This window comes from Aeromicrobium senzhongii (assembly GCF_014334735.1).
In the GTDB taxonomy this organism is placed as follows: Bacteria; Actinomycetota; Actinomycetes; order Propionibacteriales; family Nocardioidaceae; genus Aeromicrobium; species Aeromicrobium senzhongii.
On record NZ_CP060587.1, the window covers coordinates 1,214,585 to 1,238,474 of the forward strand.

The following is a 23,890-nucleotide window of genomic DNA, read 5'->3' on the forward strand; positions in this document are numbered from 1 at the left end:
GAGCGCGAGGCTACCTGTCTTCGGGGTCGTCGCGCTCCAGTACGACACGAACGAGAAGTCCCAGCAGCAGGGCCCAGAACGCTGATCCCACCGACAGCAGCGTCACGCCCGAGGCCGCGAACAGGAAGGTGACGCCCGCGCTGGTGCGGTGGCGCGCCGGCGTCAGCGCGCCCTGAAGAGCCGCCACGAGCGCGCCGATGAGGGCCAGGCCGGCGACGGCCTCGATGATCCCGGCCGGTGCCGCCGCGGCCAGGGCGACCACGACCCCGGCTGCGCCCGCGATGACCAGGTACCCCACGCCTGCCGAGACCGCCGCGAGCCACCGTCGCTCGCGCGGGCCGGCCTCGTCGCCGGCGGCCAGGGCGGCGGACAGGGCCGCGAGATTCATGGCGTGCCCACCGAACGGGGCGACGATCGCGGTGCCCACCCCGGTCGCGACGACCGAGGATCGCCACGGCACCGCGAAGCCGAAGCTGCGCAGGACCGCCGCACCCGGCAGGTTCTGCGAGGCCATCGTGACGATCGTGAGCGGGACGGTGATCCCCACGACCGCCGACCAGGTCCACGTCGGCGTGGTCCACTCCAGCGTGGGTACGAGGGCGCCCGTGTCGAACTCCCGGCCGGACCGCTGCACCGACACCGTGATCGCCGCCACCGCGACCAGCAGCGCCGCGGGCACCGCCCAGCGTGGCCGGACCCGGCTGACGACCAGCCACGCCGCGATGACCGGGGCCACGTATCCGGGCGAGTCGGCCAACGAGACGAACGGTGCCAGGCACAACGGCAGCAGGATCCCGGCCAGCATCGCCTGGGCGATCTCCGCCGGGATCCGGGCGACGAGAGCGCCCAGGAACGGGACGGCACCGATCAGGGCGATCAGCACGCCGGTGACGACGAAGGCGCCGACCGCGGCCGACCACCCTCCGTCGACACCTCCGGTGGAGGCCAGCAGGGCCGCTCCCGGGGTGGACCACGCCAGGGTGACGGGGACCCGGTGCGTCAGCGCCAGGACGATGATCAGCAGCGCGAACCCGACGGTCAGCGCGAACAACCCGCTGGCGGCCTGGGACTCCGACGCGCCGACGGCGCGCAACCCCGCCAACACGACGGCGAACGAGGACGTGAAGCCCACCAGCGCGGTGACGACTCCGGCGGTGATCGGCTGCAGCCGGTCGTGCGCCGCGGGGGAGGGGGACACGCTGTGAGGCTAGGCCATCGCGCGACCTAGACTTGCGGGGTGCTCAGACGACTCGACCTGCGTGACCAGACCGACGGATACCGCGACGCGGTGCCCCGCGCGGAGGTCGACGTCGAGCATGCGCTCGCGGCCGTCGTGCCGATCTGCGACGACGTGCGCGCACGGGGTGCCGAGGCGGTGCTGGACGCGGGCGAGAAGTTCGACGGCGTGCGCCCTCAGCGCCTCCGCGTGCCCACCGAGGCGCTGGAGCAGGCACTCGCCGACGTCGACCCCGCCGTGCTGGCCGCGATCGACGAGTCGATCGCCCGCTTACGGCTCACCTGCGAGGCCGAGCTGGAGTGCTCGGTGTCCGTCGACGTCGCGCCCGGCGCGACGGTCGAGCGCCGGATCGTCCCGATGCAGCGGGTCGGCCTCTACGTTCCCGGTGGCCTCGCGCCGCTGGTCAGCACCGTCATCATGAACGCCGTCCCGGCGCAGGTGGCCGGGGTGCCGGGCATCGCGCTCGCCAGCCCGCCGCAGGCGGAGTTCGGCGGTCTGCCGCACCCGACGATCCTGGCCGCGTGCGCGCGGCTGGGCATCGACGAGGTCTACGCCGCCGGCGGCGCCCAGGCCCTGGCGATGCTCGCCTACGGCACCCAGGAGAACGAGGCGGTCAACCTCGTGACCGGCCCGGGCAACATCTTCGTGGCGGCCGCGAAGCGCCACCTGCAAGGTGTCGTGGCCATCGACGCCGAGGCCGGTCCCACCGAGATCGCGATCGTCGCGGACTCCACGGCCGATCCCGAGTTCGTCGCCGCCGACCTCATCAGCCAGGCCGAGCACGATCCGCTGGCTGCCGCCGTGCTGATCACCGACTCGCTCGAGCTGGCGGACGCCGTCGACGCCGAGCTCGAGCGCCAGGTGCCCACGGCGCGTCACCAGGAGCGGATCCGCACCGCTCTGGCCGGCCAGCAGTCCGCGACCGTGCTGGTGCGCGACGTCGACCAGGGCGTCGACGTGGCGAACGCCTACGCGGCCGAGCACCTCGAGATCCAGACCGCCGACGCGCCTGCCGTCGCCGACCGGATCGTCAACGCCGGCGCCGTCTTCGTCGGCTCCTTCGCGCCGGTCTCGCTGGGCGACTACGCCGCCGGCTCGAACCACGTGCTGCCCACCGCCGGGTGCGCCTGCCACTCCTCGGGTCTGTCCGTGCGCGCGTTCCTCAAGAACATGCACGTCGTGACCTACTCCGAGGACGCCTTGCGCGACGTCGGCGACCGGGTGGTCACGCTGGCCGAGGCCGAGGACCTGCCGTCGCACGGTGCCGCCGTCACGGTCCGGCTGGAGCGCGAGAAGTGAGTGTTCCGGCGTGGGTGCCGATCCGTGAGGAATTGCGCGGCGAGGAGCCCTACGGTGCCCCGCAGATCGACGTGCCCGTCCGGCTCAACACGAACGAGAACCCGTACGGCCCCAGCGCCGAGGCGGCGGCCGACATCGCCGCGGCCGTGCAGGCGGCGGCGCTCGAGCTGAACCGGTACCCCGACCGCGAGGCGTGGGCGCTGCGCGAGGCGTTGGCCGGCTACCTCGGCCACGGACTCACCGCGGCGCACGTCTGGGCCGCGAACGGCTCGAACGAGGTCATGCAGCAGATCCTGCAGGCCTTCGGCGGTCCAGGGCGCACGGTCCTGTCCTTCGCGCCGACCTACTCGATGTACCCCGAGTACGCCCGCAACACCCACACCCGCTGGGTGGCGGGACGCCGCCGCGAGGACTTCGCGATCGACGTCCCGGCGGCCGTCGCGCTGATCGCGGCAGAGCGACCCGACGTCGTCTTCCTCACCTCGCCCAACAACCCCACGGGCACGGCGCTGGGGGTCGAGGAGCTGCACGCGGTCCTGGCCGCGGCGCCCGGCGTGGTCGTGGTCGACGAGGCGTACGCGGAGTTCCGCCGCGCCGGCACCCCGACGGCCCTGGAGCTGCTCGCCGAGCACCCGCGCCTGATCGTCACGCGCACGATGAGCAAGGCCTTCGCGCTGGCCGGCGGCCGGCTGGGCTACCTGGCCGCGGATCCGGCGATCGTCGACGCGCTGCGGATCGTGCGGCTGCCGTACCACCTGTCGGCGGTCACGCAGGCGACGGCGCTGGGCGCCCTGCGGCACACCGACGAACTGCTGGCACGGGTCGACGAGCTGCGCAGCACCCGCGACGAGACCTCGGCCTGGCTGGCCGATCGCGGGTACGACGTCGCCGCGTCCGACGCGAACTTCGTGCTGTTCGGGCATTTCGCCGATCGTCACGCGGTGTGGGAAGGTTTGGTCGATCGAGGGGTCCTGATCCGCGAGGTCGGACCCGACGGTTGGCTCCGGGTGTCGATCGGCACCCCGGACGAGATGCGGGCGTTTCGCACCGCACTGATGGAGGTGGATCCCCGATGAGCAGGACCGCACGGATCGAGCGGAAGACCTCCGAGTCGCACGTCGTCGTCGAGCTCGACCTGGACGGCACCGGGCGTCACGAGATCAGCACCGGCGTCGGCTTCTACGACCACATGCTCACCGCCTTCAGCCGCCACTCGCTGATCGACCTCACGGTCCGGTCCGAGGGCGACCTGCACATCGACGCCCACCACACCGTCGAGGACACCGCGATCTGCATCGGCGAGGCCCTGCGCGAGGCGCTCGGCGACAAGTCCGGCATCCGCCGCTACGGCAACGCCCTGGTCCCGCTGGACGAGGCCATCGCCCAGTGCGTCGTGGACGTCTCCGGACGTCCGTACTTCGTGCACACCGGCGAGCCCGAGCGCCAGATCACCGCGATCATCGGCGGCTCGTACATCGGGTCGCTGACCTCGCACGTCTTCGAGTCGATCGCGCACCACGCCGGCATCACGATGCACATGAACCTGCTGGCCGGCCGCGACCCGCACCACATCGCCGAGTGCCAGTTCAAGGCGCTCGCCCGGGCGATGCGCGCCGCCGTCGAGCTCGATCCCCGCGAGACGGGAATCCCCTCGACCAAGGGCGCGTTGTGACCCGTGTGAACGGAGCCCGCGCATGACCACCGTCGCCGTCCTCGACTACGGATCGGGCAACCTGCGCTCCGCCGTGCGCGCCGTCGAGCGCGCGGGCGAGGCGCGGGGCGTCGACGTCCAGCTGACCTCCGACACCCGGGTCGCCGAGCACGCCGACGGCCTGCTCGTGCCCGGCGTCGGGGCCTTCGAGGCCTGCATGCGCGGCCTGCGCGAGGTCGACGGTGAGCGGATCATCGAGCGCCGGCTGATCGCCGGCCGCCCGGTCCTGGGCATCTGCGTGGGCATGCAGATCCTGTTCGCCGAGGGCATCGAGCACGGGGTCCGCAGCACCGGCTGCGGCGAGTGGCCCGGGACCGTCGAGAAGCTCCAGGCGCCGATCGTGCCGCACATGGGCTGGGACACCGTCGAGCCGCCGGCCGACTCGGCGATGTTCGCCGGGATCGAGGACGAGCGCTTCTACTTCGTGCACTCCTACGGTGTGCGCGAGTGGCACCTCGACGCCGAGGGCACGGCGTTCAAGGCACCGGGTGTCACGTGGACGCAGTACGGCGGCGACCGGTTCGTCTCGGCCGTCGAGCACGGTCCGCTCTGGGCGACCCAGTTCCACCCCGAGAAGTCCGGCGACGCGGGTCGCCGGTTGCTCGAGAACTGGATCGCGACCCTCTGAGGCGCGGCCCCCGGGCTGATCAGGCGCGGTAGCGCTCCGGGCGGTGGTTGAACGCCAGGATGAGGTTGAGGACGACCGCGCCCGCGGCGGACAGCAGCACGTTGTCCCACGGCACGACCAGCAGCGCGGCGACCACGACGAGCACGTCGAGCGCCATCTGCACGTACCCGGCGCGCAGGCCGGCCTGCTCCTGGGCGATCAACGCCAGGACGCTGAAGCCGCCCAGGCTCGACCCGTGGCGGAACAGGATGAGGATGCCCACCCCGGCCAGGATGTTGCCGGTGAGGACGCCGTAGACGGGTGCGAGGTCGGGGGAGGGGATCAGCTGCCCGTGCACCGAGGTGAACGCCGACAGCAGCCCCACCGCGACGATCGACCGGAACGTGAAGCGCCAGCCCTTCTTCCACGCCGCGAGCGCGAAGAACGGCAGGTTGACCACGATCAGCATGAGCGGCAGCGCCACCGGGAACGCGTAGGTCAGCAGCAGCGAGAGACCGGCCGTGCCGCCCGTGACCGCGTGCGCCTCGTGCAGCAGGTGCAGACCCAGCGAGGCCAGCCACGTCCCGGTGAGGACGCCGAGGATGTCCTCGGCGGGCGTGTGGGGGATGGTGACCGCGGTGGGCTCGGTGGTGTCGAAGGACTCGGGGGAGGTGGGTTCGTGCTGGCTGTCAGTCATGGCCCACCAACTCTACGGAGGGCGGTCGATACGATCGCGGGGTGACTCTCGAACTGCTCCCCGCCGTCGACGTCGCCGAGGGCCGGGCCGTGCGCCTGGTCCAGGGCGAGCTCGGCAGCGAGACCTCCTACGGATCCCCGCTCGACGCCGCCCTGCAGTGGCAGTCCGACGGAGCCGAGTGGGTCCATCTGGTCGACCTGGACGCCGCGTTCGGGAAGGGCTCCAACCGTGAGCTGCTGGCCGACGTGATCGGCCGCCTCGACATCGACGTCGAGCTCTCCGGCGGGATCCGCGACGACGCGTCGCTCGACGCCGCCATGGCCACGGGCTGCCGCCGGGTCAATCTGGGCACCGCCGCGATCGAGGACCCGGACTGGTGCCGGTCGGCCATCGCCCGCTACGGCGACCGGATCGCCGTGGGCCTCGACGTGCGCGGACGCACCCTGGCGGCGCGCGGCTGGGTCAAGGAGGGCGGCGACCTGTTCGAGACCCTCGCCCGGCTCGACGCGGACGGCTGTGCCCGCTACGTCGTCACCGACGTCACCAAGGACGGCACGCTCTCGGGACCCAACCTCGACCTGCTCCGCCAGGTCTGCGAGCAGACCGACAAGCCGGTCGTCGCCTCGGGCGGCGTCTCGAGCCTGGACGACCTGCGCGCGATCGCCTCGCTCGCGGACATCGGCGTCGAGGGTGCGATCGTCGGCAAGGCCCTGTACGCCGGGGCCTTCACCCTGCCCGACGCCCTCGCCGCGGTCGCGGAGTAGTCGTGGCCGGCCTCGTGCGGTGGGACGGCTTCAGCGCCGATCCACGCCGTACGGAGGTGGCCGGCGTCCGTGCCTCCGACGGCGACCGTGAGACGGCCGTCGAGGCGCTGCGCGAGGCGTACGCCGACGGGCGGCTCGACCGCACGGAGTTCGACCGCCGTTCGCAGGCCGCGCTCTCGGCGACGTTGCTGGGCGAGTTCGCGCCGCTGCTGCAGGACCTCGAGGCTCCCGCTCCGGCGGCGCTGTCCGTGCGCGACGAGGCGGTGCGGCGCTACCGTCGCGAGACGCGCGACGCTCGCAACGCGGTGTTGACCGTCGGCACCATGACGACCGGGATCTGGGGCGCGACCAGCGTCTTCAACGGTGACGTGTACTTCTTCTGGCCGATCTTCCCCATCCTGGGCGTGGGCGTCGGCTGGCTCATGCAGGTGGTGAACCGCGGCCAGCGCATCGAGCACCATGAGCGCAGGATCGCGCGGCGCCTGGGCCGGCGCAGGGACGCAGATCGCGAGGACGACGGCGACGCGTGAGGCTCAGCAGCCGTCGCGCATGAGGTCGGGCTTGGTGCCCTGCGTGACCTCGACGAGGACGACCTCGTCGTTCGGTCCGACCGACTCGGGGTCCGCGTCGAACAGGTAGCCCAGCCAGCGGTCGCCGTCGGTCACGAGCACGCCCGTCTGGCCGTAGCCGGCCTCGGTGAGCTCGGCGGTCTCGTGCACGCCCGAGACCTGGCGCAGGGTGCTGCCGACACCGAGGCCGTCCGCCGTGCGCGGCTGCTCGCCGCGGACCCCGAGGGAGACGATCGTGCCGTCCTCCTGGGCCAGCACGTCCAGCGACGAGGCGTAGTCGGGCTTCCAGGCCAGCGGCGCGACCCGGCCGCAGTCCTCACCCCGGACCGGTGCGTCGGCCTCGAACAGGCCGGTGGCGAGGGCTTCGTCGCGCGTCATGCCCGCCGCGGCGGGGCCGACGCGTCCGGGGGACACCACGAGCTCGGCGAGGGGCGGCAGCGCCTCGGGCGCCGGCGTGGTCGGCGACTCGGTGGTCGGCGTCGCGGTGGGCGACGAGGTCGCGGTGGCCGAGGGGCTGCTGGGGCTCGGCGCGGGCTCCTCGTCCGGGGAGTCCGAGCAGGCGGCGAGGGTCAGCGCTGTCGCCACCGCGACCACCCACAGGCGGCTCGACCGGACGTGGGACCCACGGACTACGCTCATGCGCGTGAGCCTAGCTGTCCGTGTGATCCCCTGTTTGGACGTGGACGGCGGCCGAGTCGTCAAGGGTGTGAACTTCGTCGACCTGCGTGATGCGGGCGACCCCGTCGAGATGGCCCGCGTCTACGACGCCGAGGGCGCCGACGAGCTGACCTTCCTCGACATCACCGCCTCCAGCAGCGACCGTTCCACGACGTTCGACATCGTGGGCCGCACCGCCGAGCAGGTCTTCATCCCCCTGACCGTGGGTGGCGGCGTCCGCACGGTCGACGACGTCGATCGGTTGCTGCGGGCGGGCGCGGACAAGGTCGGCATCAACACCGCGGCCATCGCCCGACCCGAGGTGATCGCCGAGATCGCGCACCGCTTCGGGAATCAGGTCCTCGTGCTGAGCGTTGACGCTCGACGTGCAGGCGATCAACCCAGCGGGTTCGAGGTGACCACCCACGGCGGCCGCCGCTCGGCCGGCATCGACGCGATCGAGTGGGTGCGCCGGGCCAGCGAGCTCGGCGTGGGTGAGGTCCTGCTCAACTCGATGGACGCCGACGGCACGCAGGCCGGGTTCGACCTCGAGATGATCCGCGCGGTGCGCGGCGTCACGGACGTCCCGCTCATCGCCAGCGGCGGCGCCGGCCGCCTCGAGCACTTCCCGCCGGCCGTCGAGGCCGGCGCCGACGCGGTGCTGGCCGCCAGCGTCTTCCACTTCGGCTCGCTGACGATCCCCGCGGTGAAGGAGACGCTGCGAGCCGCGGGACACGTGGTTCGGTGACCACCCCGATCCTGGACTCCCTCGGGGGCGGTGGCACCGAGAACCTGACCCGACGCGGCTTCGCCGTCGTGGGTCGCGGCATCATGCGCCAGCGCGTCATGTTCACGTGGGCCGCGCTGGCCTCCCTGCTCTTCGGCGTCATGACCGTCGCCGACGCCTGGGTCCTGGGCTGGGCCACCGACCACGTCATCACCCCGTCGGTCGAGGACGCGGCGATCACCTGGTCGACCCTGTGGGCGGGCATCGGCCTGTTCCTGCTGGCCGCCCTGCTGCGCACCGTCGGCGTCGTCGGTCGCCGCCTGCTCGGCGGAGTGGTGTTCTACCGCCTCGTGCGCGACGACCGGCTGCGCGTCACCCGGCGGTACCTGCAACTGCCGTTGCGCTGGCACCACCGCCACCCCGCCGGCCAGCTGCTCAGCAACGCCAACGCCGACGTCGAGGCCACCTGGTCGGTGTTCATGCCGCTGCCGATGGCGCTGGGCACGATCGCGATGCTCGTCGCGGCGATCGCGACGATGGTGGTGGCCGACCCCGTGCTCACACTCGTGGGGCTGGTCGTGATCCCGCTGCTCTTCGTGGCGAACGCGGTCTACCAGCGGGCCCAGGGGCCGCGGATCGCGCTGGCCCAGAGCCTGCGCGGCGACGTCTCGACCGTCGCGCACGAGTCGTTCGACGGTGCCCTCGTGGTCAAGTCGCTGGGCCGCGAGGCCGACGAGACCGCCCGCTTCCGCGCCGCCAGCGAGCGTCTGCGGGACGCGGCGATCGGGATCGGCCGCATCCGTGCCGTCTTCGACCCGGTGATCGAGATGCTGCCCAACCTGGCGGTGCTCGCCGTCGTGCTGATCGGCGCGTTGCGGGTGCAGTCGGGCGCGGCGGACGCCGGCGACGTCGTCCAGGTCGCCTACCTCTTCACCGTCATCGGCATGCAGATCCGCTCGTTCGGCTGGGTGCTGGGCGAGCTGCCCCGTGCCGTCGTCGGCTGGGACCGTGTCTCGCGCGTCATCGACGAGGACGAGGCGATGGACTACGGCACGGCCCGGGTCCCGGGGACCGGACCGGTCGACCTGCACGTCGAGGACCTCGACTACAGCCATCCCGACGAGCCCGACACCGCGGTGCTGCGCGACATCTCGTTCACGGTCCCGGCCGGCACGGTCACGGCGATCGTCGGCGGCACCGGCAGCGGGAAGAGCACGCTGGCGTCGCTCGTGACCCGCCTCGTCGACCCCGACTCCGGTGCCGTCCTCGTCGGCGGCACCGACGCCCGCGACCTGTCCCAGCACGAGCTGACGCGGGCGGTCGCGCTCGTCCCGCAGTCGACGTTCCTGTTCGACGACACGGTGCGCGCCAACGTCGTGCTCGACCTCGACGTCCCCGACGAGCGGGTGTGGGAGGTCCTGCGCATCGTGCAGGCCGACCGCTTCGTCGCCGCACTGCCCGCCGGCCTCGACACCGAGCTGGGGGAGCGGGGCACCTCGCTCTCCGGTGGCCAGCGGCAGCGACTGGCCCTGGCGCGCGCCCTCGTCCGCGACCCGCGCGTGCTGGTCATGGACGACGCCACGAGCGCGCTCGACCCCGAGGTCGAGCAGCGGATCCTGCGGGCGCTGGCCGACCGGGACGGATCGCCGACGACCGTCGTCGTCGCCTACCGCAAGGCCACCATCGCCCTGGCCGACGAGGTCGTCTTCCTCGACGGCGGCCGGGTCGCCGATCACGGCACCGACGCGCAGCTGCGCGAGCGATCGGTGGCCTACCGCAATCTCGTCGACGCCTACGACCAGGCCCGTGAGGAGGTCGACCATGAGTGAGACACCCGCGCGGGAGCATGAGCGTGAGGGCGGTGTCGCCGTCCTCGTGCGGGGGATGCGTCACAACCCGGAGATGACCGAGGGCATCTGGCTGACCCTCGTGCTGGCCCTGATCAGCACGGCCGGCGGATCGCTGGTGCCGATCGTCGTCCGGTCGGCGCTCGACGAGGGCTTCGCCTCCGGCGACGTGCAGACCTCCACGATCACGCGGTACGTGGTCATCGCCGCCGTGCTGATGGTCGCGATCGCCGCCACGGGCTACTGGTCCAAGGTGCGGATCTTCACCGCCAGCGAGCGCGGGCTGGCCAACCTGCGCGTCGCGGCGTTCCGGCACGTGCACGACCTGTCGATGCTGACCCAGAACACCCAGCGTCGCGGCTCGCTCGTCTCGCGCGTGACGTCCGATGTCGACCAGATCAGCCAGTTCCTGCAGTTCACCGGCATCATGATGATCGTCAGCATCGGTCAGATGCTGGTGGCGACGATCGTCATGGCGTTCCTGTCCTGGCAGCTGACCCTGGTCGTCCTGATCAGCTTCGTGCCGCTCGCGCTGAGCCTGCGCTGGCTCGCCGGCGCGATGTCGCGTGCCTACGACCGCGTGCGCGCCAGCGTCGGCGAGATGCTCGCCGTCATCGCCGAGCCCGTCGTGGGAGCGGCCGTCGTGCGCTCCTACGGCATCGAGGCCCGGACGCAGGAGCGTGTCGACGTCGCCGTGCGCGCGAACTACCGCAACAACATCCGCGCCCAGACGATCACGGCGGGCGCGTTCTCCGCGGCCATCGTGGTCGCCGGCATCGCCAACGCGGCCGTCCTGGGCATCGGGGTGTGGCTGGGAGTCGTCGGCGAGCTCTCCGTCGGCACGATCGTCGCGTTCGTGTTCCTCGTCGGACTGTTCACCGGTCCCGCGCAGATGGCCACCCAGGTGATCTCCGAGGCCCAGAACGCCATCTCGTCGTGGCGCCGGGTCCTGGACCTGCTGGACACCCCGGCCGACGTCGTGGATCCCGGTCCGGGCGGTGAGCGGCTCCCCGAGGGCGATCTGGACGCCCGGTTCGAGCACGTGTCCTTCGCGTACCCCGACGGCCCCACGGTGCTGGCCGACGTCGACGTGACGATCGCGCCGCGTCAGCGGGTCGCCGTGGTCGGCGAGACCGGCTCGGGCAAGACGACGTTCGCCAAGCTGCTGACCCGGCTGATGGACCCCGCCGAGGGACGGGTCCTGCTCGGCGGTGTCGACATCTCCCGGGTGCCCTTCGACGACCTGCGCCGGCACGTGCTGATGGTGCCCCAGGAGGGGTTCTTGTTCGACGCGACGCTGGCCGAGAACCTGCGGTACGGATCGCGGACGGCCACCGACGAGGACCTCGTGCACGCGGTCGAGCAGCTGGGCCTGGCCGACTGGTTCGCCGCTCTGCCGCACGGCCTCGGCACCCGGGTCGGCCAGCGCGGCGAGTCGCTGTCGGCCGGGGAGCGCCAGCTGGTCGCCCTCGTGCGCTCGGCGCTGGCGGACCCCGCCTTCCTCGTCCTGGACGAGGCGACCAGCGCCGTCGACCCGCAGACCGAGCTGCGCGCCACGCGCGCGCTCGACCGTCTGCTGCAGGGCCGCACCAGCGTCACGATCGCCCACCGCCTGTCCACCGCCGAGAATGCCGACCGCGTGCTCGTGTTCGACCAGGGTCGGCTCGTCGAGGACGGCCGCCACGCCGACCTCGTGGCAGCCGGCGGCGTGTACTCGCGGCTGCACGCGTCCTGGGTGGCGCAGGCCTCGCTGGCGTGACGGTTTACCACGGTCCCGTGGTAAACCCGCGCCTCCCCAGGGAAACTTCGTCGGGGAGGCGCCAGAACACCACGGTCCCGTGGTAAACCGACCACCGCCGCCCTGAGACACTGGGAGACGTGACTTCCTTGGATCCCGCGATCGCGACCCGGTTGAAGCGCGACCCGGCCGGACTGGTGCCGGCCGTCGTGCAGGACGCGACCTCCCTGGCCGTGTTGATGGTCGGCTGGATGGACGACGAGGCGCTGCACCGCACGCTGACCACGGGACGCTCCACGTTCTGGAGCCGCAGCCGCGGCGAGTACTGGGTCAAGGGCGAGACGTCCGGGCACACCCAGAGCGTGCGCGAGGTCCGGCTCGACTGCGACGGCGACACGTTGCTGCTCGTCGTCGACCAGACCGGCCCCGCGTGCCACACCGGCGCCACGACCTGCTTCGACGAGGGTCTGCTCACGTGAGACGCAATCTGCTGGCCCCGGCCGTCCTGCTGCTCCTGGCAGTCGGTGGCGGCACGCTGGCCGCCGTCCGCGCCACCTGGGCCCGCGCGACGGTGTCCGCGGCCGGTCTGCCGGAGGTGGACCTCGCGGTGTCCGGCGCCGACGTCGTCCCCGGAGCCACCGGCCTCGCCGTGCTCGCGATGGCCGCGGGCGCCGGAGTGCTGGCGGCCGGTCCGCGGCTGCGCCGGGTCATCGGAGCGGTGGTCGCCCTGGCCGGCGCGGTCGGCGTCGTGATGTCGGTCGGGACCGACGACGCGATGCGCACCGCCCGCGCCCGCGCCATCGACGAGGCGGCCGTCTCCGGCGTCGCCGTCGACTGGAGCACCACCGCCGCGCAGGCGCTCTCCGTCGTGGGCTTCGTGCTCATCGTGATCACCGGAATCCTGGTCGCCTGGCTCGGCCCGCGCTGGGCGACGATGGGCCGCAAGTACGAGACGCCGGCCGCCCGGGAGCCCGAATCGAGCGACCTGTGGAAGGCGATGGACGACGGCGTGGATCCGACGGCCTGACCACCCAGTAGGCTGTCGTCCGAACCACCCCGAGCATCCCTAGGAGCACACCCCATGTCGCACGGATCGTCGCCGGCCGCCTGGACCGCCGTCCTCGTCAGCCTCGCCGGCTTCCTCGTCGGCGGGATCGGCCTGATCCCCGAGCCGAACTGGGTCGTCTTCACGATCGGTGTCGTCCTCGCGGTGGGCGCCCTGCCCCTGGGCAAGGTCATGAGCCTCGCCGGCTTCGGCTCCGACCGGGTGAAGGGTCACTGACCCTCCCGGTCACTCCACCGGCCGCCTCGCGCGGGCGGCTGGTCCGCGCCCCGCTCATCGCCGCTGCGGCGGGAGTGGGCGCGCTCGCCCTGCTGCACCTGCGCGACCCGCACGTCGAGGGTGCGTACGGCTTCTGTCCGTTCCTCGTCCTGACGGGTCAGCCCTGTCCGGGATGTGGCGGTCTGCGCGCGATGAACCTGTTGACGCGCGGCGACGTGGCCGGAGCCGTCTCCAGCAACCTGTTCGCGGTGAGCCTGGTCCTCGTGGCCTCGGTGGCGTGGCTGGTCTGGTTCCTGCGGCGAGCCCGCGCGATCCCCGCGCCCTACCTGACCTGGTCCGCGCGGACCGTCACGTTCGCCGCGTTGGCGGTCGTCGCCTTCGGGATCGTGCGCCTGACGCCGTGGGGCGCCTGGCTCGCTCCCTGAGTCCCGGTGGCCGACCTGTCGGTCAGGACCAGCCGTTCAGCCACACGTCCAGGCCGATGCTGACGGCCGCGGCCAGCCCCGAGATCACGCCGACGGCGATGGACCCGACGCCCACCCAGAAGGCGGCGGTGGCCATCGTCGTGTCGGCCTGCGGGCCGGCGAGCTCCTGTGCCCGGGTCCGGGCGCCGCGGGCCAGCACGATGGCGGCGATCCCGCCGCCGATCGAGAACAGGCCGCAGCAGCAGCTGGCGAACAGACTGATGAGCGCGGTGGCGAGTGCCCACACGGCCTGGTTGTCCTGCGGTTGGGCCTGTCCGTAGCCCCACGGGGACGGGCCGCCGGGCGGCGGGGGATAGCTGCTCACGCGATGAGCATAGGGCGGCGCGGCCGGGCCGTCGGACCGGCCGCGCCACGGCCGCTCAGAGAACGGGCTGGTTCTGGAACTTCTTGTAGGCGTACGCCGTGGCGATGGCCGTGACGGGGTAGGCCACGAACAGTCCCACGAAGCACAGGCAGATGCCCACGATCAGGATCAGGATCGACAGCAGCGCCAGCAGCAGCGACGACCCGACGTTCGCCGAGATCAGCGAGATGCTCGACTTGATCGCCTGGATCGGGGACTCGTTCCGGTCGACCACGAACAGCAGCGCGAAGTAGCTCAGGAACGCGAACACGATGCCGGGCACCACGCACAGCAGCAGGCCGATCGTGACGCCGATGGAGACCAGCAGCGACGTGAGGATGGCGTTGCCGACCGGCACGCGCTCGAAGATGCCCGAGATGGTGAAGCGCCGGCCCTCGGTCTCGTCCAAGGCGCCCCGGTAGACGTAGGCCGTGATGAGGTACCCGACCAGGGTCGAGAGCAGGTTGACCACCGCACCGCCGAGGTTGAGCGCGGCGAACGGGTTGCTGTCGCTCAGGTCGTCGGGCTGCACGATCCAGCTCAGGACGCTGAAGGCCATCGACACGAGGACGATCGCCAGGCCGGCGAGGAGCCACTGGCCGGCGTTGGACCCGAACTTGGTGAATCCGTAGCCGATCGCGTCGGTGGCGCTGAACGGCTGCACGTAACCCGGGCCGCTCGGGGGCGGGGGCGGATACCCGCCGGACCCGTAGCCGCCGCCCGCGCCGGGTGGAGGCGGGTAGCCCCCGGAGCCGGCACCGGGACCGTCGCCCGGAGGCGGGGGATACGTGCTGCCGTACGAGGGCGGGGGCGGCGGGACCGGCTGGTCCGGGTCCTGGGGCTCGGGTCCGGTGGGCGGCTCGTGGGTCGACATGCGCCGAGCCTAGGGATGATCTCCCGCGACGTACACCGCGCCGCCGTCGACTCGTCCTGAAACGGAGGGTGCGTGCCGCTTTGTGTGCCACCGGCTATACGCTGGTGGTCGGTTCGGAGCCGAGACCGAACAGGGGAAGGGACAGTGCGATGTCCGTACTCGACGACATCCTCGCCGGCGCGGCCGAGGACCTGGCCGAGCGTCAGGCTCGGGTCGGCCTGGATGAGCTCAAGCAACAGGCGGCCAAGCAGCCGCCGGCGCTCGACCCGATGCCGGCCTTCCGCGCCGACGGCGTGTCGGTGATCGCCGAGGTCAAGCGGGCGAGTCCGAGCAAGGGCGCCCTGGCCGACATCAAGGACCCGGCCGAGCTGGCCGGCGACTACGCCTCCGGTGGCGCCGCCGCCATCAGCGTGCTCACCGAGCAGCGTCGCTTCAACGGCACCCTCGCCGATCTGCGCGCCGTCCGGGCGCGCGTCGACGTCCCGGTGCTGCGCAAGGACTTCATCACGACGTCGTACCAGCTCTGGGAGGCCCGCGCCGCCGGTGCCGACATGGCCCTGCTGATCGTGGCCGCCCTCGACCAGAACGCGCTCGCCTCGCTGATCGACCGGGCCCGCTCGATGGGGCTGACGCCGTTGGTCGAGGTCCACGACGAGGCCGAGGTCGAGCGAGCCGTGGAGGCCGACGCCGACCTCATCGGCGTGAACGCGCGCAATCTCAAGACCCTCGAGGTCGACCGTGGCACCTTCGAGCGGCTCGCCCCGCAGATCCCCGACTCGGTCGTCAAGGTCGCCGAGTCCGGTGTGCGCGGTCCGCACGACGTGATCGAGTACGCTCGCTCCGGCGCCAACGTGGTGCTCGTCGGCGAGACCCTGGTCAAGGGCGACGACCCCCGCGCCACCGTCGCGGACCTCGTCGCGGCCGGTCAGCACCCGGCCTTGCAGCACCGATGGCAGCCGAGCTGAAACCGCGCCGGCACACCATCTCTCACCCAGGACGACCATGACTGACACTCCCGACCGATCGCGGTCGCGATCGGCTCTTCCCGACGGCCCCGGCCACTTCGGCCGCTTCGGCGGCCGGTTCATGCCCGAGGCGCTCATCGCCCCCCTCGACGAGATCACCCGCGAGTGGGAGGCCGCCCAGGCCGACCCCACCTTCCGGGGCGAGCTCGACCGGATGCTGCGCGAGTACGCCAACGTCCCCAGCCCGCTCTACGAGGCGCACCGCTTCTCGCGGGCCGTGGGCGCGCGCATCCTGCTCAAGCGCGAGGACCTGAACCACACCGGCGCCCACAAGATCCGCAACGTCATCGGTCAGGCGCTCCTGGCCAAGCGGATCGGCAAGCCGCGCTGCATCGCCGAGACCGGTGCCGGTCAGCACGGTGTCGCCTCGGCCACCGCCTGCGCCTACCTCGACCTGGACTGCACGGTCTACATGGGCAAGGTCGACACCGAGCGCCAGGCGCTCAACGTCGCCCGCATGCAGATGCTGGGCGCCGAGGTCATCCCGGTCACCACCGGCAGCGCGACCCTCAAGGACGCGATCAACGAGGCCCTGCGCGACTGGGTCACCACGGTCGACACGACGCACTACCTCTTCGGAACCGCGGCCGGCCCGCACCCGTTCCCCACGATGGTGCGCGAGCTGACCCGCGGCATCGGCGACGAGGCCCGGGCCCAGTGCCTGGAGCTGCTGGGCACGCTGCCCGACGCCGCGGTCGCGTGCGTCGGCGGCGGCTCGAACGCGATCGGGCTGTTCACCGCGTTCGTGCCCGACGAGAACGTCCGGCTCATCGGCATCGAGGCCGGCGGTGACGGCTTCGAGACGGGGCGTCACGCCGCCACGATCACCGCGGGCGAGGTCGGCGTCCTGCACGGCGCCCGCTCGTTCCTGCTGCAGGACGAGGACGGGCAGACGATCGAGTCGCACTCGATCAGCGCCGGCCTGGACTACCCGGGCGTCGGCCCCGAGCACGCCCACCTGGCCGACATCGGCCGGGCCCAGTACCGGCCCGCGACCGATGCGCAGGCGATGGCCGCGTTCGACCTGCTGTGCAAGACCGAGGGCATCATCCCCGCGATCGAGTCCTCGCACGCGCTGGCGGGCGCCATCATGCTCGCCGAGGAGATGGGCCCGGACGCCACGATCCTGGTGAACCTCTCGGGCCGCGGCGACAAGGACGTGCACACCGCCGCGAAGTACTTCGGGCTGTTGGACGAGAACGACCGGGCGGAGACCGACCGATGACCGTGATCGACGACCTCTTCGAGCGCACCCGGTCCGAGAACCGCGCCGCCCTGGTCGGCTACCTGCCCGCCGGCTTCCCGACGGTCGACGTCTCGATCGCCGCGATCCAGGCGTTGGTCGAGGGCGGCGTCGACCTGGTCGAGGTCGGCCTGCCGTACAGCGATCCGGTGATGGACGGACCCACGATCCAGGCGGCCGCCGAGGCCGCCCTGGTCAACGGCACCCGCGTCGACGACGTGTTCCGTGTCGTCGAGGCGTCTGCCGCCACCGGTGCGCCGACGGTCGTCATGACCTACTGGAACCCGGTCGAGCGTCGCGGCGTCGACCGGTTCGCCGCCGATCTGGCGGCCGCCGGGGGAGCGGGCCTCATCACGCCCGACCTGATCCCCGACGAGGGCATCGAGTGGGAGCGCGCCTCGCGGGCCCACGACCTCGACCGCGTGTACCTCGTGTCGCCGTCGTCCACCGACGAGCGCCTCGCGATGACGGCGGACGCGGCCAGCGGCTTCATCTACGCCACGGCGGTCATGGGCGTCACCGGCCAGCGCGCGCAGACCAGCAGCCTCGCGCCCGAGCTGGTCGCGCGACTGCGCAAGGTCACCGACAAGCCCGTCGGCGTGGGACTCGGCGTCAGCAACGGTGCCCAGGCCCACGAGATCGCCGAGTTCGCCGACGCGGTCATCGTCGGATCGGCTCTCGTGCGGTGCCTGCTCGACCAGCCGGACGAGGCGTCCGCCCTGGCCTCCCTGCGCGAGCTCGCGGCCGAGCTGCGGGCCGGCGTCGAGCGGGACTGACATGACCATCGCGTCGTACATCCCGTCCCCGGACCAGGCGGTCTGGCACCTCGGCCCGTTCCCGCTGCGCGCGTACGCGCTGTGCATCATTGTCGGAGCCGTCGCGGCGATCTTCATCGCCGAGCGCCGGTTCGTCGCGCGCGGAGGCCGGGCGGGCGCCATCGGCGACATCGCCATCTGGGCCATCCCGTTCGGGATCATCGGCGGCCGGATCTACCACGTCCTGACCGACGCCGAGCTCTACTTCGGCGCGGGCCGCGACCCGTTGGACGCCCTCAAGATCTGGGAGGGCGGCCTCGGGATCTGGGGCGCCGTCGCGTTCGGCGGCGTGGGCGCGTGGATCGCCTGCCGCCGGTACGACATCGACTTCCTGAAGATGGCCGACGCCCTGGCGCCCGGGCTCCTCGTGGCCCAGGCCATCGGCCGCTTCGGCAACTACTTCAACCAGGAGCTCTTCGGGAAGCCGACGACGCAGCCCTGGGGCCTGGAGATCGACCGGCAGTTCCGCCCCGACGGGTACGAGCAGTTCGCCACGTTCCACCCCACGTTCCTCTACGAGGCGCTGTGGAACCTCGCCGCGGCCGCGCTGCTGGTGTGGCTGGAGCGTCGCCTGAAGCTCGCGCACGGCCAGGTCTTCGCGCTCTACGTGATGCTCTACACGCTGGGCCGCGGCTGGATCGAGATGCTGCGCATCGACACGGTGAACCACCTGGGTCCGTTCCGCCTGAACGTGTGGACCTCGATCATCGTGTTCTGCGGGGGACTGGCGTACTTCCTGTGGGCGCGACGGCGGTACCGGGACGAGCCGGTCGACGCCAGCGCCTGACCAGGGCTGGAAGACTGGACCCATGAGCCGTCCCGTGGTCGCGATCGTCGGCCCGACGGCGTCGGGCAAGACCGGGCTCTCGGTCGCCCTGGCGCAGGAGCTGGACGGCGAGGTCGTCAACGCCGACTCGGTGCAGCTGTACCGCGGGATGGACATCGGCAGCGCCAAGGCCACCCCGGCGGAGCGGGGCGGGGTGCCCCACCACCTGCTCGACGTCCTCGAGGTCACCGACGAGGCGAACGTCTCGCAGTTCCAGCAGTGGGCCCGTGCCGCGATCGACGACATCCGGGACCGTGGCCGGCTGCCGATCCTGGTGGGCGGCTCGTCGCTCTACGTGCGGGCGGTGCTCGACCCCCTGGACTTCCCCGGCACGGACCCCCAGGTGCGGGAGCGCTGGGCGGCCCGACTGGACGAGATCGGCCCCGAGGCGCTGCACGCCGAGCTGGCGCGCCGCGACCCGCCGGCGGCCGCGGCGATCCTGCCCACCAACGGCCGGCGGATCGTCCGGGCGCTCGAGGTCGGCGAGCTGACCGGCCAGCCGTTCATGGCGACCATGCCCCCGGCCGTCTCGATCTACCCCCACGTCGCGATGATCGGCCTGGACGTCCCTCGCGACGTCCTGGACGCGCGCATCGACGCCCGCGTCGACCAGATGTGGGCCGACGGACTCGTCGAGGAGGTCCGCTCCCTGCCCGGGCTGGCCGGATCGCCGACCGCCTCGCGGGCCCTGGGCTACCAGCAGGTGCTGGCCTTCCTGGCCGGCGAGATCTCCGAGGACGAGGCCCGGGCCGAGACGAAGGCCGGCACGCGGCGCTTCGCCCGGCGCCAGGATCGGATGATGCGCAAGGACCCGCGGATCCACTGGTTGCCCTTCGACGCCCCCGACCTGCTCGCGCGGGCGGTGTCCCTCGTCGGCTCCCCGTAGGCTGGGCCCATGGAATTCGCGTGGTTCAAGGGTCATGGCACCGAGAACGACTTCGTGTTGCTGCCCGACCACGACGGCACGGTGCACGGCGACCTCGATCCGGCCTTCGTGGCGGCCCTGTGCGACCGGCGCCGGGGCATCGGCGCCGACGGCGTCATGCGCGTCATCCGGTGCACCGCGCTGGGGCACAACTCGCCCGCCGAGTGGTTCATGGACTACCGCAACGCCGACGGCTCCCTGAGTCAGATGTGCGGCAACGGGATCCGTGTCTTCGCCCGCCATCTGCTCGAGCAGGGCCTCGTCGAGGGTCCCGAGTTCCCGATCGACACCCGTGACGGACTCAAGTTCCTGTCGGTCGTCGGCGACGAGCTCTCGGTCGACATGGGCGCCTGGACCACCGGCGGCCACACCAAGGTCAGCGCGGACGACCGCACGTGGGAGGCCCTCGAGGTCCACACCGGCAACCCGCACGCGGTGGCCTTCGTCGACTCCTTGGCCGACGCCGGCGCGCTGACCGAGCCGCCCCGTCACGACGAGGCGGTGTTCCCCGAGGGCGTGAACGTCGAGTTCGTCCAGCGCCTGGCCCCGCAGCACGTGGCGATGCGCGTGCACGAACGAGGCTCGGGCGAGACCCGGTCGTGCGGCACCGGCGCCTGCGCGACGGCGATCGCCACCGCCAAGGCCGACCGCCAGAGCGGACCGGCGACCTACCGCGTCGACGTCCCCGGCGGTACGTTGCACGTGACCGTCTCACCCGACCGCACGGTGCTGACCGGCCCGGCCGTGATCGTCGCCGGCGGCACGATGGAGTGGAGCGCATGACCGACCAGAACCGACCCGACGAGGTCCCCGAGCACGAGCTCGACCGCGGTGAGATGGACCTGCAGGACCGGTCGTCGCTGCGCCGCGTCGCGGGCCTGTCGACCGAGCTGGAGGACATCAGCGAGGTCGAGTACCGCCAGCTGCGACTCGAGCGGGTCGTGCTGGTGGGGGTCTGGAACGAGGGCACCGTCGAGGACGCCGAGAACTCGCTGACCGAGCTCAAGGCGCTCGCCGAGACCGCGGGCTCGGAGGTGCTGGACGCCCTGATCCAGCGTCGCCAGAAGCCCGACCCGGCCACCTACATCGGCAGCGGCAAGGTCGAGGAGCTCCGCGAGGCCGTCCGCGCCACGGGGGCCGACACCGTGATCTGCGACGGCGAGCTCGCGCCGAGCCAGCTGCGCAACCTCGAGGACCGGGTCAAGGTCAAGGTCGTCGACCGCGTGGCGCTGATCCTGGACATCTTCGCCCAGCACGCCAAGAGCGCCGAGGGCAAGGCCCAGGTCGAGCTGGCCCAGCTGCAGTACCAGACCCAGCGCCTGCGCGGCTGGGGCGGCAACCTGTCGCGTCAGGCCGGCGGCCAGGCCGCCGGGGGCGAGGGCATCGGTGGCCGTGGCCCCGGTGAGACCAAGCTCGAGACCGACCGCCGACGCATCCAGGCCCGTATCGCCAAGCTGCGCCGCGAGCTCAAGGAGCTGCGCGGCACGCGCGAGACCAAGAAGGCCGAGCGCCGGCGCAACAAGATCCCCTCGGTGGCCATCGCGGGGTACACGAATGCGGGCAAGTCGAGCCTGCTCAACCGGCTGACCGGAGCCGGCGTGCTGGTCGAGGACGCGCTGTTCGCGACCCTGGATCCCACCACGCGCCGGGCCGAGACGTCGGACGGGCGCGTGTACACGCTCTCGGACACGGTCGGCTTCGTCCGGCACCTGCCGCACCAGCTGGTCGAGGCGTTCCGCTCGACGCTGGAGGAGGTGGCCGAATCCGATCTGATCCTGCACGTCGTCGATGGCTCGCACCCCGATCCCGAGGGTCAGATCAGCGCGGTGCGCGAGGTCTTCTCCGAGGTCGGCGCGCTCGGCGTGCCCGAGATCATCGTGATCAACAAGGCCGACGCGGCGGACCCGCTCGTGCTCAAGGGACTGCTGGCGCGTGAGCCGCACGCGGTCGTCGTCAGCGCACGCACGGGCGAGGGGATGGACGAGCTGCTCAGCGCCATCGAGGCCGACCTGCCCGTTCCCGAGGTGCTCGTGGACGCGGTCGTGCCCTACTCGCGCGGCGACCTGGTCAACCAGCTGCACCTGCACGCCGAGATCGAGGTCCTCGAGCACGTGGCCGACGGCACCCACGTCGTCGCGCGGGCCCACCCGGAGCTGGCCGCCGAGCTGGCCCCGTTCGCCTCGGCCGACCACTGAGAGCACACCGGCGCGGCGGCGCCGCACTGTGGATCGGTGCTCCCGCGCCTGTCGTGGCCGGGTAGCGTTCGCTCATGCCCTCCCGCCCCGCCGTGACCGATGTCCTGGCCGCCGCGGTCGCCTCCGTGGGCGGCTCCGAGCGGCCCGGCCAGGTCGCCATGGCCGAGGCCGTGGCGCAGGCGCTGCGCGACGAGCGCCACCTCCTGGTCCAGGCCGGCACCGGCACCGGCAAGTCGCTGGGCTACCTCGTGCCCGCGCTGCTGCACGACAAGCGCGTCGTCGTCGCGACCGCCACCCTGAACCTGCAGCACCAGCTGGTCGAGCGCGACATCCCGGCCCTCAAGGAGGCCGCCCGGGACACGATGGACACGGTGCCCCACCACGCTGTCCTCAAGGGCCGTGCCAACTACGCCTGCCTGCACCGGGTCCGCATGGGCGCGCCGGACGAGCAGGGGATCCTCGTCGAGGTGCCCGAGGGCTCCCTGGGCGCCGAGGTCGTGAAGCTGCGCGAGTGGGCCGAGGAGCAGGCCGAGGGCGGACACCAGGGTGACCGCGACGGCGCCCCGACCCACGGCGACCGCGCCTGGCGCCAGGTGAGCGTCACGTCACGCGAGTGCCTGGGCGCGTCCCGCTGCGAGTACGCCACCGAGTGCTTCGCCGAGCGGGCCCGCGAGGACGCCTCGAAGGCCCACGTCGTGGTCACCAACCACGCGATGCTCGCGATCGACGCGATCGAGGGCGTGCCGATGCTGCCGGAGTTCGATGCCGTGGTGGTCGACGAGGCGCACGAGCTGGCGGCTCGGGTCACGCAGGCATCCACCGACGAGCTCGACCCGGGTCTCATCGAGCGGGCCGCGCGGCGGGCCCGGCCGTATCTCGACGACGCCGGAACGGCCGACGACCTCAGCGACGCCGCCGATGCGCTGGCCGACGCGCTCACCCATGTCCAGCCCGGCCGCATCGACGCGATCGAGCCCGCGCTGGCCGGAGCGCTCGCGCTGGTGCGCGACAGCGCCCGCGCGTGCTTCTCGAACTTCACCAAGGAGAAGGGCGAGGACGCCGACCCGGGACGCCAGCAGGCACGCAGCACGATCGAGGACGTCCGCCTGGTCGCCGAGCGGATGGCCGCCGGTCGCGAGACCGAGGTCCTGTGGCTCGGGGAGGGTCGCAGCGGCCTGCACCTGAAGATCGCGCCCATCGACGTCTCCGGCGCGCTGCGCGAGAAGCTCTTCGGCGAGAAGACGGTCGTGCTGACCAGTGCGACCTTGACCCTCGGTGGGTCCTTCGGGCCGGTCGCGGCCTCCCTGGGGCTGGACCTGCAGGGGTCGGACTGGACCGGGCTCGACGTCGGCTCGCCGTTCGACTACACGCGCCAGGGGATCCTCTACGTCGCCAAGCACCTGCCGCCGCCGGGTCGCGACGGTGCCGACGCCGAGCAGCTCGGCGAGATCACGGCGCTGATCAAGGCCGCCGGCGGGCGGACGCTCGGCCTGTTCTCGTCCCGCCGCGGGGCCGAGAAGGCCGCCGAGTACGTGCGCGCGTCGTTGCCCGACCTCGACGTGTGGTGCCAGGGCGACGCGCAGCTGCCCGAGCTGGCCCGCCGCTTCGCCGAGGATCCCAGCGCCTGCCTGTTCGGGACGCTGAGCCTGTGGCAGGGCGTCGACCTCCCCGGCGACACCTGCACCCTGGTCATCATCGACCGCATCCCGTTCCCTCGGCCGGACGATCCGCTGAGCAGCGCCCGGCAGCGACTGGTCGAGCGTCGCGGCGGCAACGGCTTCATGCAGGTCGCGGCCCAGCACGCGGCGCTGCTGTTGGCGCAGGGCGTCGGCCGACTGATCCGACGCTCGACCGACCGGGGGGTCGTCGCGGTCCTGGACCCGCGCCTCGTGACCGCGCGGTACGGCGGCTTCCTGGCGTCGTCCCTGCCGCCCCTGTGGCGCACGACGGACCGGGCCGTGGTCACTGCGGCACTGCGGCGACTCGACGCTGCGGCGAAGGACGGGAATTCCGCCGCAGTTTGA

26 protein-coding genes are annotated in these 23,890 nt (G+C 72.4%); 21 read left to right on the top strand and 5 right to left on the bottom strand.

The window, feature by feature from the left end; genetic code table 11:
* Window positions 1-10: 10 nt before the first annotated feature.
* Complete coding sequence (locus H9L21_RS06125) at window positions 11-1,198, bottom strand: benzoate/H(+) symporter BenE family transporter (RefSeq protein ID WP_222865862.1); 1,188 nt, start codon at window positions 1,196-1,198, stop codon at window positions 11-13.
* 39 nt (window positions 1,199-1,237) lie between these two features.
* Between H9L21_RS06125 and hisD the strand changes: the two genes are divergently transcribed.
* Genes hisD through hisH form a run of 4 tightly spaced genes read left to right on the top strand, consistent with a single transcriptional unit; the run spans window position 1,238 to window position 4,875 of the window.
* A complete protein-coding gene (hisD, locus tag H9L21_RS06130; RefSeq protein WP_187411858.1) occupies window positions 1,238-2,536 on the top strand; it encodes a histidinol dehydrogenase in 1,299 nt (432 codons plus the stop codon).
* Window positions 2,533-3,612, top strand: a complete 1,080-nt coding sequence (locus H9L21_RS06135) for a histidinol-phosphate transaminase (RefSeq protein WP_255467373.1) — start codon at window positions 2,533-2,535, stop codon at window positions 3,610-3,612. Before hisD ends, H9L21_RS06135 begins: the two co-directional genes overlap by 4 nt.
* Window positions 3,609-4,208, top strand: coding sequence for an imidazoleglycerol-phosphate dehydratase HisB (gene hisB, locus H9L21_RS06140; RefSeq protein WP_154595260.1), 600 nt, complete (start codon window positions 3,609-3,611; stop codon window positions 4,206-4,208). The genes H9L21_RS06135 and hisB overlap by 4 nt, the downstream gene beginning before the upstream one ends.
* A 22-nt stretch (window positions 4,209-4,230) precedes the next feature.
* Window positions 4,231-4,875, top strand: coding sequence for an imidazole glycerol phosphate synthase subunit HisH (gene hisH / locus H9L21_RS06145; protein ID WP_154595259.1), 645 nt, complete (start codon window positions 4,231-4,233; stop codon window positions 4,873-4,875).
* Between the two features lie 19 nt (window positions 4,876-4,894).
* Here the strand turns inward: hisH and H9L21_RS06150 are convergent, their stop codons facing one another.
* Complete coding sequence (locus H9L21_RS06150) at window positions 4,895-5,551, bottom strand: YitT family protein (RefSeq protein WP_154595258.1); 657 nt, start codon at window positions 5,549-5,551, stop codon at window positions 4,895-4,897.
* Between the two features lie 41 nt (window positions 5,552-5,592).
* Here H9L21_RS06150 and priA point away from each other — a divergent pair, with 41 nt between their 5' ends.
* Both priA and H9L21_RS06160 read left to right on the top strand, forming a co-directional pair.
* A complete protein-coding gene (gene priA, locus H9L21_RS06155) occupies window positions 5,593-6,315 on the top strand; it encodes a bifunctional 1-(5-phosphoribosyl)-5-((5-phosphoribosylamino)methylideneamino)imidazole-4-carboxamide isomerase/phosphoribosylanthranilate isomerase PriA (protein WP_187411859.1) in 723 nt (240 codons plus the stop codon).
* Window positions 6,316-6,317: 2 nt separating this feature from the next.
* Window positions 6,318-6,845, top strand: coding sequence for a DUF1707 SHOCT-like domain-containing protein (locus H9L21_RS06160; protein WP_154595257.1), 528 nt, complete (start codon window positions 6,318-6,320; stop codon window positions 6,843-6,845).
* Between the two features lie 3 nt (window positions 6,846-6,848).
* Here H9L21_RS06160 and H9L21_RS06165 read toward each other — a convergent pair whose 3' ends face one another.
* Window positions 6,849-7,523 (bottom strand): hypothetical protein, encoded by a 675-nt coding sequence (locus tag H9L21_RS06165; RefSeq protein WP_154595256.1) that lies wholly within the window; start codon window positions 7,521-7,523, stop codon window positions 6,849-6,851.
* A 4-nt stretch (window positions 7,524-7,527) separates the two neighbouring features.
* Between H9L21_RS06165 and hisF the strand changes: the two genes are divergently transcribed.
* From hisF to H9L21_RS06200, 7 genes are all read left to right on the top strand, one after another.
* Window positions 7,528-8,289 (top strand): imidazole glycerol phosphate synthase subunit HisF, encoded by a 762-nt coding sequence (hisF, locus tag H9L21_RS06170; RefSeq protein ID WP_304518649.1) that lies wholly within the window; start codon window positions 7,528-7,530, stop codon window positions 8,287-8,289.
* Window positions 8,286-10,097 carry an ABC transporter ATP-binding protein gene (locus H9L21_RS06175; protein ID WP_308209233.1) on the top strand — a complete coding sequence of 604 codons (1,812 nt, stop codon included), beginning with the start codon at window positions 8,286-8,288 and terminating at the stop codon, window positions 10,095-10,097. Before hisF ends, H9L21_RS06175 begins: the two co-directional genes overlap by 4 nt.
* Window positions 10,090-11,874 carry an ABC transporter ATP-binding protein gene (locus tag H9L21_RS06180; protein WP_154595254.1) on the top strand — a complete coding sequence of 595 codons (1,785 nt, stop codon included), beginning with the start codon at window positions 10,090-10,092 and terminating at the stop codon, window positions 11,872-11,874. Before H9L21_RS06175 ends, H9L21_RS06180 begins: the two co-directional genes overlap by 8 nt.
* A 119-nt stretch (window positions 11,875-11,993) precedes the next feature.
* Window positions 11,994-12,332 (top strand): phosphoribosyl-AMP cyclohydrolase, encoded by a 339-nt coding sequence (gene hisI, locus H9L21_RS06185; protein WP_187411860.1) that lies wholly within the window; start codon window positions 11,994-11,996, stop codon window positions 12,330-12,332.
* Window positions 12,329-12,880: a Trp biosynthesis-associated membrane protein gene (locus tag H9L21_RS06190; RefSeq protein ID WP_187411861.1), complete on the top strand. Its 552-nt coding sequence runs from the start codon at window positions 12,329-12,331 to the stop codon at window positions 12,878-12,880. Before hisI ends, H9L21_RS06190 begins: the two co-directional genes overlap by 4 nt.
* A 54-nt stretch (window positions 12,881-12,934) precedes the next feature.
* Complete coding sequence (locus tag H9L21_RS06195; RefSeq protein WP_154595251.1) at window positions 12,935-13,135, top strand: HGxxPAAW family protein; 201 nt, start codon at window positions 12,935-12,937, stop codon at window positions 13,133-13,135.
* 74 nt (window positions 13,136-13,209) lie between these two features.
* Window positions 13,210-13,560, top strand: coding sequence for a DUF2752 domain-containing protein (locus H9L21_RS06200; RefSeq protein WP_222865863.1), 351 nt, complete (start codon window positions 13,210-13,212; stop codon window positions 13,558-13,560).
* Window positions 13,561-13,582: 22 nt separating this feature from the next.
* Here the strand turns inward: H9L21_RS06200 and H9L21_RS06205 are convergent, their stop codons facing one another.
* Together H9L21_RS06205 and H9L21_RS06210 are read right to left on the bottom strand one after the other, a co-directional pair.
* Complete coding sequence (locus tag H9L21_RS06205) at window positions 13,583-13,924, bottom strand: hypothetical protein (protein WP_154595249.1); 342 nt, start codon at window positions 13,922-13,924, stop codon at window positions 13,583-13,585.
* A gap of 55 nt (window positions 13,925-13,979) precedes the next feature.
* Entirely contained in the window at window positions 13,980-14,837 is an 858-nt protein-coding gene (locus H9L21_RS06210; RefSeq protein WP_154595248.1) for a hypothetical protein, read from the bottom strand.
* Window positions 14,838-14,986: 149 nt separating this feature from the next.
* Here H9L21_RS06210 and trpC point away from each other — a divergent pair, with 149 nt between their 5' ends.
* The 8 genes from trpC (at window position 14,987) to H9L21_RS06250 (ending at window position 23,890) form a co-directional block, all read left to right on the top strand.
* The gene (gene trpC, locus H9L21_RS06215) at window positions 14,987-15,802 is read left to right on the top strand and encodes an indole-3-glycerol phosphate synthase TrpC (RefSeq protein ID WP_154595247.1); all 816 of its coding nucleotides are present in this window, start codon (window positions 14,987-14,989) and stop codon (window positions 15,800-15,802) included.
* Between the two features lie 37 nt (window positions 15,803-15,839).
* Entirely contained in the window at window positions 15,840-17,087 is a 1,248-nt protein-coding gene (trpB, locus tag H9L21_RS06220; RefSeq protein WP_154595246.1) for a tryptophan synthase subunit beta, read from the top strand.
* The gene (trpA, locus tag H9L21_RS06225) at window positions 17,084-17,881 is read left to right on the top strand and encodes a tryptophan synthase subunit alpha (protein WP_154595245.1); all 798 of its coding nucleotides are present in this window, start codon (window positions 17,084-17,086) and stop codon (window positions 17,879-17,881) included. Before trpB ends, trpA begins: the two co-directional genes overlap by 4 nt.
* A gap of 1 nt (window position 17,882) precedes the next feature.
* A complete protein-coding gene (gene lgt / locus H9L21_RS06230; RefSeq protein ID WP_154595244.1) occupies window positions 17,883-18,707 on the top strand; it encodes a prolipoprotein diacylglyceryl transferase in 825 nt (274 codons plus the stop codon).
* Between the two features lie 22 nt (window positions 18,708-18,729).
* Window positions 18,730-19,632 carry a tRNA (adenosine(37)-N6)-dimethylallyltransferase MiaA gene (gene miaA, locus H9L21_RS06235; protein WP_154595243.1) on the top strand — a complete coding sequence of 301 codons (903 nt, stop codon included), beginning with the start codon at window positions 18,730-18,732 and terminating at the stop codon, window positions 19,630-19,632.
* 9 nt (window positions 19,633-19,641) lie between these two features.
* Window positions 19,642-20,454, top strand: coding sequence for a diaminopimelate epimerase (gene dapF / locus H9L21_RS06240; RefSeq protein WP_154595242.1), 813 nt, complete (start codon window positions 19,642-19,644; stop codon window positions 20,452-20,454).
* Window positions 20,451-21,866, top strand: coding sequence for a GTPase HflX (gene hflX, locus H9L21_RS06245; protein ID WP_154595241.1), 1,416 nt, complete (start codon window positions 20,451-20,453; stop codon window positions 21,864-21,866). The genes dapF and hflX overlap by 4 nt, the downstream gene beginning before the upstream one ends.
* Window positions 21,867-21,940: 74 nt before the next feature.
* The gene (locus tag H9L21_RS06250; RefSeq protein WP_154595240.1) at window positions 21,941-23,890 is read left to right on the top strand and encodes an ATP-dependent DNA helicase; all 1,950 of its coding nucleotides are present in this window, start codon (window positions 21,941-21,943) and stop codon (window positions 23,888-23,890) included.

What these genes read in the sequence shown, in the direction of transcription:
- dapF (WP_154595242.1), top strand. Translation starts at nt 19,642, where the DNA reads ATGGAATTCGCGTGGTTCAAGGGTCATGGCACCGAGAACGACTTCGTG.
- hflX (WP_154595241.1), top strand. Translation starts at nt 20,451, where the DNA reads ATGACCGACCAGAACCGACCCGACGAGGTCCCCGAGCACGAGCTCGAC.
- trpC (WP_154595247.1), top strand. Translation starts at nt 14,987, where the DNA reads ATGTCCGTACTCGACGACATCCTCGCCGGCGCGGCCGAGGACCTGGCC.
- H9L21_RS06250 (WP_154595240.1), top strand. Translation starts at nt 21,941, where the DNA reads ATGCCCTCCCGCCCCGCCGTGACCGATGTCCTGGCCGCCGCGGTCGCC.
- lgt (WP_154595244.1), top strand. Translation starts at nt 17,883, where the DNA reads ATGACCATCGCGTCGTACATCCCGTCCCCGGACCAGGCGGTCTGGCAC.
- trpB (WP_154595246.1), top strand. Translation starts at nt 15,840, where the DNA reads ATGACTGACACTCCCGACCGATCGCGGTCGCGATCGGCTCTTCCCGAC.
- H9L21_RS06210 (WP_154595248.1), bottom strand. Translation starts at nt 14,837, where the DNA reads ATGTCGACCCACGAGCCGCCCACCGGACCCGAGCCCCAGGACCCGGAC.
- H9L21_RS06150 (WP_154595258.1), bottom strand. Translation starts at nt 5,551, where the DNA reads ATGACTGACAGCCAGCACGAACCCACCTCCCCCGAGTCCTTCGACACC.
- H9L21_RS06195 (WP_154595251.1), top strand. Translation starts at nt 12,935, where the DNA reads ATGTCGCACGGATCGTCGCCGGCCGCCTGGACCGCCGTCCTCGTCAGC.
- hisB (WP_154595260.1), top strand. Translation starts at nt 3,609, where the DNA reads ATGAGCAGGACCGCACGGATCGAGCGGAAGACCTCCGAGTCGCACGTC.
- trpA (WP_154595245.1), top strand. Translation starts at nt 17,084, where the DNA reads ATGACCGTGATCGACGACCTCTTCGAGCGCACCCGGTCCGAGAACCGC.
- miaA (WP_154595243.1), top strand. Translation starts at nt 18,730, where the DNA reads ATGAGCCGTCCCGTGGTCGCGATCGTCGGCCCGACGGCGTCGGGCAAG.
- H9L21_RS06165 (WP_154595256.1), bottom strand. Translation starts at nt 7,523, where the DNA reads ATGAGCGTAGTCCGTGGGTCCCACGTCCGGTCGAGCCGCCTGTGGGTG.
- hisH (WP_154595259.1), top strand. Translation starts at nt 4,231, where the DNA reads ATGACCACCGTCGCCGTCCTCGACTACGGATCGGGCAACCTGCGCTCC.
- H9L21_RS06180 (WP_154595254.1), top strand. Translation starts at nt 10,090, where the DNA reads ATGAGTGAGACACCCGCGCGGGAGCATGAGCGTGAGGGCGGTGTCGCC.